This is a genomic window from Streptomyces sp. NBC_01485 (genome assembly GCF_036227125.1).
Taxonomy (GTDB): domain Bacteria; phylum Actinomycetota; class Actinomycetes; order Streptomycetales; family Streptomycetaceae; genus Streptomyces.
Genome location: NZ_CP109435.1, coordinates 4,900,184 through 4,914,487 on the forward strand (window position 1 = coordinate 4,900,184; position 14,304 = coordinate 4,914,487).

A 14,304-nucleotide genomic window follows, 5' to 3' on the forward strand; every position below is an offset into this window, starting at 1 on the left:
GGGGTTCCGGGACCTGGGCCGAGGGGGTGGGCTTCGGGGTGGGTTCGGGGGACGGGGACGGGACCGTCGGTTCCGGCTTTGGTGCCGGGGCGGTCACTGTCTGTGCCCGTTCCCGTTCCTCGGGAGCGGTTTGTTCCTGCGAAGGAACCTGTTCCGCACCCTCTGCCTCGGCGGTACGCCCCTTGCGGGACCGCCCGAACGCGTTCCGCAGGAGAGTGAGAATGCCCATGTGCGCAACCCTTCGCGTGAGTTGAAGCCCGTCAATCCCTGGCCAGGACGGACACGTAAGGTTAGCGGCCCTGGGCGGTGATCTTGGGCAGGGGTGAGTGTGGGGAAGCAGGGTGTGTCAACACCGCCTCTCGGCCACATCGATCACCTGATCGACTCGCCGATCGGCCTGCCGTCGGCTTCTGGCCGGCTTTCCCGTCAACTTCCTGCAAGATGCCGGGGATTCGCCCTCCGTTCATCTGAACGAAGCTCTTCCGCACGCGCGTGCCCCTAACGTCACGTTCATACCAAGGGCACGCAAGGGGAGAGTAAAGGTGCGCAAGCTACTGCCGATCATCGGGACTCCGTCCGGCTCGCATCCCGGCGGGCGATCCGCCATGACCTGCCGTTTCCGGTGTGGTGACGCCTGCTTCCACGAGGTGCCCAACACCAGTGACAACGCCTACGTGGGTGACGTCATCGTCGGGGCGCTCGGACGGCGGGCGATGATGCGCGCCGCCGCCGTCGTCACCGTCGCGGCCACCGCCGGAGTCGCAGGGGTGGGGTCGGCTGCCGCCGGCCCGGCCGCGCAGGCGGCGACGGCCGGGAAACCCTCGGGGAAACCGGTTGGGAAACCGTCCGGCAAGAGCGCCCGTGGGCTTCGGTTCGCCGCTGTCGCGCCGAACACCGCCGACGCGGTCACCGTTGCGGAGGGGTACCGGCAGAACGTCGTCATCCGCTGGGGCGAGCCCATTCTGCGCGGGGCGCCCGTGTTCGACCCGGAGAAGCAGACCGCTGCCGCCCAGGCCGGACAGTTCGGGTACAACAACGACTTCCTGGCGTTGCTGCCGCTCCCCGGTGAGTGCGACCGGCAACTGCTGGTCGCCAACCACGAGTACACCAACGAGATTCTGATGTTCCGCGGCTACGACCCCGCGAACCCCACCCGGCAGCAGGTCGAGGTCGCCTGGGCGGCGCACGGGCTGACCGCCGTCGTGGTCGAGGAGGACCGCAGGACGGGGAAGCTGACGCCCGTCCCCCGGCACCACCTCAACCGGCGGGTCACCGCCACCACCGAGTTCCGGCTCACCGGCCCCGCCGCCGGGTCGGACCTGCTGAAGACGTCCGTCGACCCGACCGGCACCAAGGTCCTCGGCACGCTCAACAACTGCTCCGGCGGCACCACCCCCTGGGGCACGACGCTGCACGGCGAGGAGAACTTCAACCAGTACTTCGCAGGCGGCAGCCGCGCGACCGACAAGCGGTACGGCATCGGGACCACCGCCACCGAGCGCAAGTGGGAGCGGTTCGACAAGCGGTTCGACGTCGCGCGGGAGCCGAACGAGGTGCACCGCTTCGGGTACGTCGTCGAGTTCGACCCGTACGACCCGACGTCCACGCCCCGCAAGCACACAGCCCTCGGCCGCTTCAAGCACGAGGCGGCGACCGTGCGGCTCACGGACGACGGGCGGCCCGTCGTCTACACCGGGGACGACGAGCGGTTCGACTACTTCTACAAGTTCGTCGGCAGCAAGCGCATGAAGAAGGGGTCGAGCCGGGCCGTCCGCGAGCACAACCTCTCCCTTCTCGACGAGGGCACCCTCTACGTCGCCCGGCTCACCGGCGACTCCCCCGCCCTAGAGATCGACGGCACCGGCAAGCTGCCCGCCGACGGTGAGTTCGACGGCGCCGGCGAGTGGATCCCGCTCGCCACCGCGACCGCCGAGGGCGCCGTCTCGCACGTCGAGGGGATGAGCGCCGACGAGGTCTTCGTCTTCACGCGCCTCGCCGGTGACAAGGTCGGCGCGACCAAGATGGACCGGCCCGAGGACATCCAGCCGTCCCCCGTCACCGGCAGGGTGTACGTCGCCCTCACCAACAACACCAACCGCGGTGTCGGCGCCAACGCCAAGGCCGACGAGGCCAACCCGCGCAACGCGAACAAGCACGGGCACATCCTCGAGCTCACGGAACGTTACAACCGGCCGGAAAGTGTCACTTTCGCGTGGTCGCTGTTCCTCGTCGCGGGCGACCCCGACGACCCGGCGACGTACTTCGCGGGCTTCCCCAAGGATGACGTCAGCCCGATCTCCTGCCCGGACAACGTGGCCTTCGACCCGCACGGCAACCTGTGGATCTCCACCGACGGCAGCCAACTCGGCTCGCACGACGGACTGTTCGGCGTCGCCACGCGCGGCACGCGGCGCGGTGAGCTGAAGCAGTTCCTGACCGTGCCGAACGGCGCCGAGACCTGCGGCCCCGTCATCCAGGACCGGCGGGTGCTGGTCGCCGTGCAGCACCCGGGCGAGGCCGACGGCGCCTCGGTGGAGAAGCCGGCGAGCACCTGGCCGGACGGCGCGGGGAAGATCGTCCGCCCGTCGGTGGTCGCCGTGTGGCGCGCGGACGGCGACGACATCGGCGTGTAGTCCCGTAACCCCGTAACCCCGTAACCCCGTAGTCCCTTACCCGTGACGCTGGTGGAGGGTGAGGTTCACCAGCAGGGCGCGGTGGTCGGTGCCGTCGAGGTGGAGGAAGCGGGCGTCGCTCGCCGCGAACTCCGCCGAGACGAGCACATGGTCGATCTGCGCGCCGAAGACGGGCGCGGTGCGGCTCGGCCAACTGGGCTCGCGGCCCGCCCCGGCGAGGCGGGCCGCGTCGCGCAGCCCGGTGTCCAGGACGCGGCGGAAGACGGCGTGGTCCTGGGAGGCGTTGAAGTCCCCGGCGAGGATGAGCGGACCGGTGCCCCGGTACCGGTCCGCGAAGTTGCGCAACCGCCCCAACTCTCTTTGCCACAGGTCCACTTGGCCGGGAAGCGGGGGCTTGGGGTGGGCGAGCTGGAGTCGTACGGCGTGCCCGTCGACGTCGGCCACCGCCCCCGGCATGCCCATGCTGCCGGGCACGGTGGCCGTGGGCCGCAACGGAAACCGGCTGAGGACGACCGACCCGACGGAGGAGTCCCCCGCGACGGCCTGCCGATACGGGTACGCACCCCCGAGTTCGCGCCGCACGGCCGCCTGGCAGGTGTACTCGCACTCCTCCACGAACACGATGTCCGGCCGTTCGCGCCGGATCACCGGGATCAGGGCGCCGGTCGCCCACCCGAACTCGACGTTCGACGTCAGCACCCGCAGCTCGGCGACCACCGCCCCACCCGGCTCCCCGCCCGCCGTCGCCGCCTCGTACGGCCCGACGAACCACGCGAGCAGCCCGGCCAGGACGACTCCCCACAGCAGCCCGCTCCACCACCGGGCGAGCACCGAGAGGACGATGCCGACCCCGGCGGGCACGATCAGCCACGGCAGAAAGGCCAGCAACTGCGGTACGGGCGTGACACCGTCGGCATCGGCCGCCCGGCACCCGACGACCACACTCACCCCGGCCAGCGCCATCCCCGCCCCCCAGACACCGAGAACCCGCCCCCGCCACCTGGCCACGCTCATCCGACCCCCGTAGTGGATGTACTGGACGTACTTGGCGTCCACCCGGGCCAGGAAGGCCCCCACTGCCTCATTGAACTCCGTCGGCCGTCCGCCGTCGGCCGTTCCAGGTCCGGCACGTGGGCCACGTCGTCGGCTCGCGCCGAGCGTCGGGTGCCGGGTGTGGTCAGGCCTCGACTCGGGTCGGCTCCGGGGGCGGGGCCGGGGTGGTGGGGGGTCGGTGGCGGCGTAGGAGGCGGGTCGGCGGGGAGTGGGGGTGGGTCAGCCAGGTCGCCGCTGCCACGGTCAGGCCCAGGGCGAGGAGGAGCCAGGAGGCTGTGCGGAGGGTGGTGGTGAGGGCGTCGTAGACCGCTGCGGCGGCCGGGCGGTGGGTCGCGTCGGGGAGGTCGGTGAGGGTGAGGTGGCGGCCGATCGCGACGGCCACGCCCAGGAACGCGCCGCCCAGGGCCGTGCCGAGGGCCGTCGCCGTGATCGCCCGGCGGCGGACGGCCGCCACGGCGATACCGGCCACCGCGAACACGACGGCCGCCAGCGGCAGCCAGAAACCTGCCACGTCGAGCACGTGGTAGCCCTTCCGGAGTGCGGTCAGTTCACCGGCCGACGCCAGCGCCACCCGGGTGTGCTCCACCGGGACGCGTTCGGCGAACGGGACGTGGTCGGCGGTGAGTCGACGTTTGAGGGGGGTCGTGACGGCCGCGAGGTCGAGCGTCACCCGGCCGGTGCTGTCGTCGTTCAGCGCTCGCATCACGGCCGTGTGCGCGGCCTCGTTGCCCGCGTCCCACGCGGTGCGGTAGGCACGGGTCGCGGTGAAGGAGCGGACGGCGTCGCGGATGAACAGCCGGTTCGCGCCGTCCTCGACGCCCGCCTCGCGGGCCACGCCGTCGCCCACCGTGTCCGCGACCGCGTCGCGCACGGCCGGGTCGGCGGCCAGCGGCGCCATCGTAGTGACGTACCGGCCGGTGTCCGTCAGGTCGTACGCCGCCCACGCCGCCAGCGTGCCGAACGGCACGAGGAGGCAGGACAGGGCGATCAGGACGGCCGAGACGGCGGTCCGCAGGCTGCTTCGGGACACGGTTCCAGGCAACGGGGTGGGGGCCGGGGGCGCGAGTGGGGCGGGGCCACATGAGTGGCCCGTGGCCGGCCGGTGAGCCGCCTGCGGACCTCCTCCGGTGGAGGGTTCACCCGAACGGGTGTTTCCTGGTTGTGGGGAGAAGGAACGTCAGGACGTCAGGACTTCAGGATCCTCGTCGGGTGGCTGGGAGTGTGGGCTCCGGTCAGCCGGTGAGTGGAGGGATGAGGGAACGCGAGGGCCCCGGCGTCACCACGCCGGGGCCCTCGTGTGAGCGTCAGCGGACGCGGTGTCCCTCCGCGTCCTCGTGCGTGTAGTAGCTGTAGAACAGGGCCGCGAAGACGAACGCCGAGACCGTCAGGGCCATGCCCGTCGAGCGCAGGACGCTCGCGCCGGTCTCGCTGTAGAGGAAGCCGAAGGCGCAGCCGGCGAACGCCGTCCACACCAGGGCGTGCAGTTCACGCCGCATGAGCGGGGCCAGGGCGTGGACGCCCATCCACAGCGCCGCGAACACGAACGCGCTCACGAAGCCGAGCAGGAGGTTCCAGCCGGTGATCGGGCCGCCCGAGCGGTTGTTGGCCGCGACCCAGTAGCCGTAGACGAGTCCGAGCGTGACGGGTACCGCCCACCGCGCGATCCGGTGGGTCCGTTCGCTGAAGACGTCGGGTGTACGGGACCGTGCGGACGGGGTCCGCCAGGCCGACGCCGGTGCCGCAAGAGTCATGAGAGGGCTCCTCTCTCCTCGCCCCCGTCCCGCCTTCCAGACCACACCTGGAAGGGGGCCGTGGCAAGTCGGATGCGATGGGTTGTGCGTGGGTTCCCGGATGCGGGGCGGTTCGGCGCGTGTTTCGCTGGGGCCATGGAGTCCGGCGTAGGGGGTACGGGCGCTGCCGTACGGGGACGGGGTGCCGCTCGGGATCGGCGAGCTCCTCGGGCGGGACGGGCCGCCGCCGGTGCTGCGGGCGGCCGTCGATCCCGGTGAGACGTTGCTGCTGGTCACCGACGGGGTGACCGAGGCGCGGGACGGCGCCGGGGAGTTCTATCCGCTGGCCGAGGACGTCGCGGCGGCGCTGGCCCGCGATCCGCGCACGGCCGAGCCCGCCCGTCTGGTGGCCTTCGTCCGGGACGGCACGCTGCGGCACTGCCGGGGACGGCTCGCCGACGACACGACGGTCTTCGCGGTGCGGAGAGTCCCGGGAAGCGCCTCCTGAGGTCTGCTGAGGTCTCCTGACGCCCCCGTTCGCAGCGGCAGCGGTTACGGTGCTGACGTAGCCATGTACCTACGTACCGACGTATCGACGTACGTGATCGAGAGGGGAGGGGACCATGCAGGAGGGGACCGTGCCCGGGACCGTGTTGCTGCTCGCGGCCTCACCCGTGGGCAAGGGGTGTCTGGTGGACGCGGCCTCCGTGCTCCCCGTGCTGGCGGCCGTGCCGCCTTCCGTGCTGGCCGGCACCGACACCGCGAACGTCGTCGAGCTCGCCGATCCGCTGGAGCCGCAGGCCGTGCTGACCCGGCTGCGGGCCGCCGCGGCTGCGCCGGGGCCGCTGACGATCTTCGTCGCCGGGCAGTTGCAGCTCGACCGGCGGCAGCGGCTGCCGCATCTGGCGCTGGCTCGTACGACGGCGTCGACCGTGCGGTATACGGCGTTGCCGTGGCACTGGTTGCGGGAGGAGCTGCGGTTGCGGGCGGGCGGGGCGACGACGACCGTGGTGCTCGATCTGCGGGCGGACGCGGAGACGTGGGAGTGGTTGCGGGGGGATGGGGCTGGGGTTGCGGTTGGGGCTGAAGCTGAAGCTGCGGCTGGGGAGGGGCTGGGGTGTGGGGTCGGGGTTGCCATGTACGGGCGGGTCGCGGCGGCGGCGTCGTCGCGGGGGCGGAGGGGGGTTGCGTCGCCCTCGTACATGAAGGCGGTCGCGACGATATTGCGTAGTGGGGGGCGGCCGGGGATGGAGCAGTTGCATCAGATGGCGTTGGCTCGGATCGGGGGTGAGGGGGAGGTGGGGGGCCTGGTTTTCTCCGCCCCCGCCGCCCCTGCCCTCCCCCACTCTCGGCTTCGCTCGAGCGGGGGGACCCCCATCCATCCCCTGGGGGCTGCCGCCCCCAGACCCCCGCTGTCGGCCCTGAACGGGCCTCGTCCTCAATCTCCCCCAGAGGGGGGACCCCCAGACGGGCTGGAAGATGCGGACCGGCGTGAGGAAGGCGCCCAGCGGGTGGGCGGGGGTTCGGGATGGCAGCCGCCTCGGCCTCACGCACCGGACGGGCTGGATGATGCGGACCGGCGTGAGGGTTCGGGATGGCAGCCGCCGCCTCGTCCTCAAGGGTCCCCGGCCGGGCCGGCTGGCGGCAGCGACCCCCACTCCGCCATCTCCGTCGCCGTTCAAGCCGGGCGGCATGACGAGGCCGACGGGATTGCGGCGTGGTGGGAGGAGGCTGCTGCCGTCGCGCACGGGCGTGGGTCCGAGGAGGCGTTGCACTGGGCCGAGGTGCGGGCGGATCTGGCGATGTTCGCGGGGGACGCGGCGCGCAGTTGCCGTACGTGGATGGAGGTCGCCGTCGCTCGGCTGGCGGCCGGGCAGCCGGTCGACGCGCCTGCCGTGGAGGCGGCGGTGGACCGGGCGCATCACCAGTGGGGGCGGATCGGCAGCGCGGACCGTGCCCGTGAGCTGGGGCCCGCGCTCGCGGAGCTGCGGGGCCGGGTGCCCGGCCGGCGGGTGGGCGCGCTCGACCATGTCCGGCAGCAGCTACGGCAGTTGGAGCAGTTGCAGACCCTGAGATGACGGGTGAGCGACGGGAAACGGGACGGCCGCCGACGCGTGTGGGGGAACGCGTCGGCGGCCGGGTTTCGGGGCCCGAGGCCAGGCCAGATCCTGTCCCGTCAGATGCGGTCAGATCCGGTCAGCTCAGAGTGACAGGTTCGGGTTGAAGGACGGGATCTGGCTCGGCTTCGCCTTGTTCAGACCGTTCTTGAAGTGGTCCCCGAAGTCCTGGAGCGGGAAGTTGGCGCCGGTGGCGCCCTGGCCCGCGTCGCGGCCCGACCAGTCGAAGTTCCACAGCTTGTTGAAGGCCGTGGAGAAGTTGGACCTCATCCGGTCCATGGAGACCAGGGTCGGCTCGTCCCACCTGCCGCTGCCCCAGGCCTCCGGCGCCTCGCCGGTCTTGGCGAAACGGAAGCCGTGGGTGGCCGCGCCGTCCAGGTGGTAGACGACGTGGACGCGGTTGCCGGAGCGCTCGACCGAGTTGAACGCTCTCGTGTCGTAGCCGCCGTGGGCCGAGACGGACACGTACGACGGGGTCTCCGCGCCGCGCTTCTGCCAGACGACGGCGTTCTCCCAGTCGTGGCGGTGGCCGGTGAGGCCGGCCGTGCCCTGGTCCTTCTCGAAGTAGAGGGCGTACATGTACGCGCACCAGTTGGCGTCGCACGCGGTCCGCACGTAGGTGTTGGCGCTGCCGAGGTGGTTGCTCTTGCAGCCGCCGCCGGTCGAGCCGGTGGTGTCGAGGCCGCCGTTGGTCTTTCCGCTCGCGTCGACGGCGGTCGCCGGGTAGCAGCCGTCCGCGTCGTAGTCGAAGTACGGCATGTACTTGGTCTGGAAGGCGGAGGCCTGCCAGGGCAGCGCGGTCAGGATTCCGGCGGACGCGCTGCCCGTCATGCCGACAGCCAGTGCTGCGGCGCTGACGGCCACGAGGGCGGCCTTGCGGATCTTCCTCAGGGACATGTGGGGTCTCTCCCGATGCTTGTTCAGTTGGTCTTTCTGCTGATCGTTCTGCTGATCGTTCTGCTGATCGTTCTGCGGCTCGATCTGTTGATCGTTCTGCTGATCGTTCTACGCGTGGGGCATGGCCGACCACTCAGAAGATTTCCAACGGGCGAGTTGATTTGCACCTTGTCCCGTCGGTCGAATCAATTCCGCGACGGGCCCCTGACCGCCCGATCAACTACCCGGACGTCATGTACCTCACATCATGGGTTGGTTTACGTCGGATCGGGACGAAACGTAGGTTGAGGGTCCCTGCACATCGTTGAATATCGTTTTCATCTGTGGTTCGAACGTGAAGGTGACCCGTGGGACGTCCCGAACGACCGTTGGACCCCGGTGCCGGCCCGGTGCAGCGCCTCGCGAACGAGCTGCGCGAGCTGCGCAAGGCCGCCGGATCCCCCTCGTACCGCACGATGGCGATCGAGGCCGGTTTCTCCGCGACGACGCTGTCGCTGGCGGCGGCCGGGGAGCGGCTGCCGTCGCTCGCCGTGGTCCAGGGGTACGCGCGGGCCTGCGGGGGCGACCCCGGGGAGTGGGACGCGCGGTGGAAGGCGGCGGAGGCCGAGGCCGCCGGGCTGCCGGCCGACGACGCGGAGGACGAGACGCCGCCGTACCGGGGGCTGGCCCGCTTCGAGCCGGACGACCGTGACCTGTTCTTCGGCCGGGACCGGCTGCTCGACGAGGTGCAGGAGCTGGTGTGCGGCGAGCACCGGTTCGCGGTGCTCTTCGGTGCGTCCGGCAGCGGCAAGTCCTCGCTGCTGCGGGCCGGACTGATACCCCGGCTGCGGGAGAAGATCGCCGAGCGCGGGACTCCGGCGGTGCTGCGGGTGTTCACCCCGGGGCCGCAGCCGGCCGTCACCTACGGGGAGTTGCTGGACCCGGCGGACGACGAGCCGGAGAGCTGGGTGGTCGTCGACCAGTTCGAGGAGGTCTTCACGCTCTGCCGGGACCCGGCCGAGCGGGCCCGGTTCCTGAACCTGCTGCTGGCCGCCCGCGCCCCGGGCTCGCGGCTGAAGGTGCTGATCGCCGTCCGCGCCGACTTCTACGCCCGGTGCGCCGAACACCGTGAGCTGGCGGACGCGCTGCGCTCCTCCGCGCTGCTGGTCGGCCCGATGACCGCCGACGAACTGCGCGAGACCGTCATACGGCCCGCGCAGGCGGCCGGGCTGCTGGTGGAGCGGGAGCTGACCGCGCGCATCATCGAGGAGGTCCTCGAACAGCCCGGCGGGCTGCCGATGCTGTCGCACGCCCTGCTGGAGACCTGGCGGCGGCGCAAGGGGCGGATGCTGACCCTGGCCGCCTACGAGGCGGTCGGCGGGGTCAGCGGCGCGATCGCGGCGAGCGCCGAGGACGTCTACGGGCGGCTCTCCCCCGACCAGGAGCACTCCGCGCGCCGGCTGCTGCTGCGGATGGTCGAGCCGGGGCAGGGCACCCCCGACACCCGGCGCCCGCTGACCCGCGCCGAGCTGGCGGAGTACGCCGACCCCGAGGCGCCGGTCGTGCTGGAGCTGCTGGCCGGCGCCCGGCTGCTGACCGCCGACGAGGACGCCGTCCACCTCGCCCACGAGGCCCTGATCAACTGCTGGCCCCGGCTGCACGGCTGGATCGAGGAGGACCGCGAACGGCTCCGACACCACCGCCGGCTGACCGAGGCGGCCTGCTCCTGGCTGGAGCACGACCGCGACCCCGGCGCGCTGTACCGGGGCGGCCGGCTCGTCCGGGCCGAGGAGATCTTCCCCGACCACGCGAACGACCCCGCCCTGACCGACGCCGAGCGGGCCTTCCTCGTCGCCGCGTTCGACGTCCGGCAGGCGGAGCGGCTGGCCGCGGCGCGCTCCCGCAGCCGGGGCCGGCTGCTGGTGGGCGCGCTGTCGGCGGTCCTCGCGGTGTGCCTGGTGGTGGTGCTGGCCGCCTACGAGCAGCACGTGGACAGCACCCGGCAGCAGACGCAGAACACCGCCCGCCGGATCGCCGCCGTCGCCGACGGGCTGCGCACCACCGACCCGCGCGCCGCGCTGCTGCTGGGCGCCGCGTCCTGGCGGATCGCCGAGCTGCCGGAGACCCGGCGCGCCCTGCTCGGCTCGCTCGCCCAGCCGGAACCGGACGCCTTCACCGACCCGTCCTCGGGCTACGCCGAGCGGCGCTTCCTCGTCGACTCCGGCCGCACCCTGCTCGGCGTCGGGGACCGCGTCTGGCAGACCTGGGACGTGGCCACGCACCGCCGTACCGGCCGGGGCACGCTTCCCGTGGGCGACGCGCTCGCGGCGGGACCCGACGGCCGGATCCTCGCCCTGTCCGTCGGCGACGGCGAACGCCTGTGGGACACCGCCACCGGCCGCTGGGCGGCGGCCCGGCCGGCGGCCGGCGGCTACGACCTCGCCCTCGCCCCGAGCGGCCGCAGCTACCTGCTCGGCAACACCTACGAGGACGGCGTGCAGCTCCGGTCCGTCACGGACGGCCGGCTGCTGTTCGAGACCCGGGACGCCGACCGGGCGAACGTGATGCCGAGCGCCGACGACCGCAGGGTGGTCGTCTGCCCCACCGGCCACGCCCCCCAGGTGTGGGACACGGCCACCCACCGCGCGCTGCCCGGCGCCTGGCAGAAGGCCGGCGCCCTCTGCGACGACGACACGTCGATGGTGGCGTACGGCTACGCCACGGCCGACCGGTTCGCCGTCGTCACCGGCGCCGGCGTCCGCGTCTGGGACATCCCCTCGGGGCGGCAGGTCGCCCAGATCGCCGACGCGGGCGTGGAGTACGCCTCCCTCAGCAAGGACGGGGCGTTCCTCGCGACCGCCGGCACCGACGAGGTCCGCATCTGGCGCCTCTCCGTTCCCGGCACGCCCGTCTTCCGCCACCCCCTCAACAACCAGCACCTCTACGACGGCCTTGCCTGGGACCCCGGCCGGCCCGTGCTGCGCTACCTGGAGGGCGGCACCGTCCACACCCTCGACCTCACGACGGCCCTCACGTCGGCGTGGCGCGACCGTCCGCTGGACGGCGTCCTGCTCAGCCCCGACGGCCGCACCCTCGCCACCGCAGTGCGCACGGGCGCCCGCTACCGCTTCGAACTCCACGCCGCGGCCGACGGCCGGCTGCTGCACACGCTCCCCGCCCCGCCGATGCCCGTCTCCCGGGACGCCGCCCTGCCGGTCGTCCCGCAGAACACGGCGTCCCTGATGGCGTTCAGCCCCGACGGCGGTTCCTTCGCGTACGGCATCTCGGTCGCCGGCCGGCAGGCGGACCCGCAGAAGTTCACCGTCTGGGACGTCCGCCGGGGACGGGCCCAGACCTCCCTGGACCTGTCGGCGTCCGCGTCCGGCACCGCCGTCATCGCCCTCGCCCTGTCACCCGGCGGCCGCACCCTCTACACCACCCGCACCCCGGAGGTCGGCGCGCTCAGCAACGAGACGTGGGACACCGCGAGCCACCGCCGTGAGCGCAGCGTCGACGACACCGCCCTCGCCAGCTACCACCTCGCCGTCCGCCCCGACGGCCGTCTGCTGGTCGGCGACAACCGCTCCTCCCTGCTGCCCCGGGGGGCGATCCTCGCGAAGGACCTCGTCCAGGGGGAGGAGATCAACGCCCTCGCCTTCAGCCCCGACGGACACGGTCTCGCGGCGGGCGACATGACCGGCCGGGTCGCCCTGTGGGACGGCGACCTGAGCCACCGGGCGGGCATCCTGCGCAACGTCTTCCCGGCGCCCCTCAGCGGCAACGCGCCCGAAGCGGTCAGTGCCCTCGCCCTGTCACCCGACGGCCACACCCTCGCCGTCGGCGGCGACGCGGGCACGCTCCAGCTCTGGGACACGACGTCCCAGCAGCCCCTCGGCGGCCCGCTCCCCACCCCCGGCGAGGCCATCGAGACCCTCACCTTCACCGCGGACAGCACCACGCTGTACGCTGGCGGCACCCACGTCTCCCTCCAGCGCTACGCCGTGGACACGGAGCACGCGGTGACCGGCGTCTGCGCCCGGGCCTCCGGCACCGACCTGACCAAGGCGGAGTGGCGGACGTACGTACCGGACGCGCCGTACCGGCGGGTGTGCGGCTGAGCCGGGCGGTCACTTCACGGCGTACGCTGCGCGATCTCGTGCTGGGTGGCCGGAGCCACCGGAGTCGTGTCCGGCTTCGTATCCGTGTTCGTGGTACCGGCAGGGCCCGTGTTCGCCGCGGTGATCAGGGCCGCGACGGTCAGGAGGGCCGCGGCGACGGCCCTGGCGTAGGGCACGGAAGGCCGTGCGGCAGGGCGTGCGGATGGGCTTACGGGCACGGCGACCTCGCAACGTCGGCGACTGCGAAACTCACGTCAGCCAGCTACCAGAAATCAAGAGCTGTCAGAGCCATCAAGAGCTGTCAAGAACGGTTAAGCGTGCTTAACTCACCGTTTAACCTAGGGCTGCGAGAGTCCAACGGCAAGAGGTGCAAGGGGAGTTGGGGGCCGGGGCGTGGGAGAGCGGGACGAGCCGGCGGTCGTGGGGCGCCGAGTGCAGCGGCTCCGCATCGAACGGGGCCTGACGCAAAGGCAGTTGGCCGAGCCGACCTACACCCCTGCCTACGTCTCCACCCTGGAGGCCGGCCGGGTGCGCCCCTCCGACGAGGCGCTCAAGCACATCGCCGGCCGGCTCGGCGTCGACTTCGAGGAACTGGCGACCGGCCGCCCCGCCCGCCTGGTCACCGACCTGCGGCTCCGTCTCACCGAGGCCCAGCGCGCGCTGGCCACCGGGGCGGCCGAGGACGCGGCACGCCAGTACACCGGGCTCCTCGCGGAGGCGGAGGAACACGGCCTGGCCGAGGAACAGGCCACCGCGCTGCTGGGGCTCGGCGAGTGCGGGATCGACACGGGCGACCTGGACGCCGCCCGCCGCTGCTTCGAGCGGGCCGAGGCCCGTCTCGCCGACGCCCCGCTCCCGGCCCGCGTCCCGGCCCTGCGCGGACGCGCCGTGACCCACTACCTGGCCGGTGAACTCCGTTACGCCGTCTACCTGTTGGAGTCCACCCTCGACGAGCTCAACCGGGGCGGACTGCCCGACCCGGACGCGCTGCTGCTGCTCTACGCCTCCGTCATCGGCCCGTACATGGACATGGGCGCCCAGGCCCGCGCCGCGCAGGCCGCCGAGTTCGCCCTCGCCCTCGCGCCGCGGGTCGGCGACCCCGCCCTCGTGGCCCGCATGCACCGTTCCGTCGCCCGCACCCTCCTCGCCGAGGGCCGCCTCGCGGAGGCCGACGCCTCACTGGCCAAGGCCGCCGAGCTCTACCGTCAGCTCCACCTGCGCACCGAACTCGCCGACTGCCACTGGACGCGCGGCTACGTCCACGCCCAGAACGGCGAACTGGGCCTCGCCGAGGAAGAATTGAGGACGGCCCAGACCATGCTGTCGGCCCGGCGCGCCGCCCTCCACAGCAGTCAGGTCGCCGTCGAACTGGCCGACGTACTGCACCGCGGGGGCAGGTCGACGGAGGCGGCGGCGCTGCTGCACGGCGTCCTCGGCGACCTGTCCTCCGAGCGCGGCGCCGTGCACGCGGCGGGCGCGCACCGGCTGCTCGGCGTCATCGCCGAGGACGCCCGGGACACGGAGGCGGCCGAGGAGCACTACGTCCGCGCCCTGAGCCTGCTGGAACGCGCGGGCGCGGCCGGCGACCTGGCCGACCTGTGCCGCCTGCTGGGCGACCTGCTGCGCCGCACGGGGCGGGTGGACGCGGCCCTGGACGCCTACCGCACCGGCCTCGCCCACCGGACGACCCCGGGCACGACGACCCTGGGCCCCGCCCCGGCCCAGCCGCCGCTGTAGTTCCTCGCCCCGGGGTACTGATCGGTGCCGGTACTGCCGA

9 protein-coding genes and 1 pseudogene are annotated in these 14,304 nt (G+C 72.7%); 5 read left to right on the plus strand and 5 right to left on the minus strand.

Annotated elements, in window-relative coordinates; all coding sequences use genetic code 11:
* The first annotated feature begins 542 nt into the window (after nt 1–542).
* A complete protein-coding gene (locus tag OG352_RS22350; RefSeq protein WP_329219241.1) occupies nt 543–2,633 on the plus strand; it encodes a PhoX family protein in 2,091 nt (696 codons plus the stop codon).
* A gap of 36 nt (nt 2,634–2,669) precedes the next feature.
* Here OG352_RS22350 and OG352_RS22355 read toward each other — a convergent pair whose 3' ends face one another.
* The 3 genes from OG352_RS22355 to OG352_RS22365 form a co-directional block, all read right to left on the minus strand.
* A complete protein-coding gene (locus tag OG352_RS22355; RefSeq protein ID WP_329223918.1) occupies nt 2,670–3,647 on the minus strand; it encodes an endonuclease/exonuclease/phosphatase family protein in 978 nt (325 codons plus the stop codon).
* A gap of 163 nt (nt 3,648–3,810) precedes the next feature.
* The gene (locus tag OG352_RS22360) at nt 3,811–4,716 is read right to left on the minus strand and encodes a hypothetical protein (RefSeq protein ID WP_329219243.1); all 906 of its coding nucleotides are present in this window, start codon (nt 4,714–4,716) and stop codon (nt 3,811–3,813) included.
* 274 nt (nt 4,717–4,990) lie between these two features.
* Entirely contained in the window at nt 4,991–5,437 is a 447-nt protein-coding gene (locus OG352_RS22365; protein ID WP_329219245.1) for a hypothetical protein, read from the minus strand.
* 151 nt (nt 5,438–5,588) lie between these two features.
* Here OG352_RS22365 and OG352_RS22370 point away from each other — a divergent pair.
* Nucleotides 5,589–5,924 (plus strand): annotated as a pseudogene (locus OG352_RS22370) (PP2C family protein-serine/threonine phosphatase); the annotation flags it as partial.
* A gap of 115 nt (nt 5,925–6,039) precedes the next feature.
* Complete coding sequence (locus OG352_RS22375) at nt 6,040–7,494, plus strand: hypothetical protein (RefSeq protein ID WP_329219247.1); 1,455 nt, start codon at nt 6,040–6,042, stop codon at nt 7,492–7,494.
* A gap of 123 nt (nt 7,495–7,617) precedes the next feature.
* Here the strand turns inward: OG352_RS22375 and OG352_RS22380 are convergent, their stop codons facing one another.
* Nucleotides 7,618–8,430, minus strand: coding sequence for an NPP1 family protein (locus tag OG352_RS22380; protein ID WP_329219249.1), 813 nt, complete (start codon nt 8,428–8,430; stop codon nt 7,618–7,620).
* Between the two features lie 347 nt (nt 8,431–8,777).
* On the opposite strand from OG352_RS22380, the gene OG352_RS22385 reads away from it, so the two are divergent.
* Nucleotides 8,778–12,527 carry an nSTAND1 domain-containing NTPase gene (locus OG352_RS22385; protein WP_329219251.1) on the plus strand — a complete coding sequence of 1,250 codons (3,750 nt, stop codon included), beginning with the start codon at nt 8,778–8,780 and terminating at the stop codon, nt 12,525–12,527.
* Between the two features lie 14 nt (nt 12,528–12,541).
* On the opposite strand, the gene OG352_RS22390 is transcribed toward OG352_RS22385, so the two are convergent.
* Nucleotides 12,542–12,703, minus strand: coding sequence for a hypothetical protein (locus OG352_RS22390; RefSeq protein WP_329219253.1), 162 nt, complete (start codon nt 12,701–12,703; stop codon nt 12,542–12,544).
* A gap of 217 nt (nt 12,704–12,920) precedes the next feature.
* Here OG352_RS22390 and OG352_RS22395 point away from each other — a divergent pair, with 217 nt between their 5' ends.
* The gene (locus tag OG352_RS22395; RefSeq protein ID WP_329219255.1) at nt 12,921–14,264 is read left to right on the plus strand and encodes a helix-turn-helix domain-containing protein; all 1,344 of its coding nucleotides are present in this window, start codon (nt 12,921–12,923) and stop codon (nt 14,262–14,264) included.
* The last annotated feature ends 40 nt before the right edge of the window (nt 14,265–14,304 follow it).

Coding starts and splice junctions, on each gene's coding strand:
- OG352_RS22355 (WP_329223918.1), bottom strand. CDS start 3,647: ATGAGCGTGGCCAGGTGGCGGGGGCGGGTTCTCGGTGTCTGGGGGGCG.
- OG352_RS22365 (WP_329219245.1), bottom strand. CDS start 5,437: ATGACTCTTGCGGCACCGGCGTCGGCCTGGCGGACCCCGTCCGCACGG.
- OG352_RS22375 (WP_329219247.1), top strand. CDS start 6,040: ATGCAGGAGGGGACCGTGCCCGGGACCGTGTTGCTGCTCGCGGCCTCA.
- OG352_RS22380 (WP_329219249.1), bottom strand. CDS start 8,430: ATGTCCCTGAGGAAGATCCGCAAGGCCGCCCTCGTGGCCGTCAGCGCC.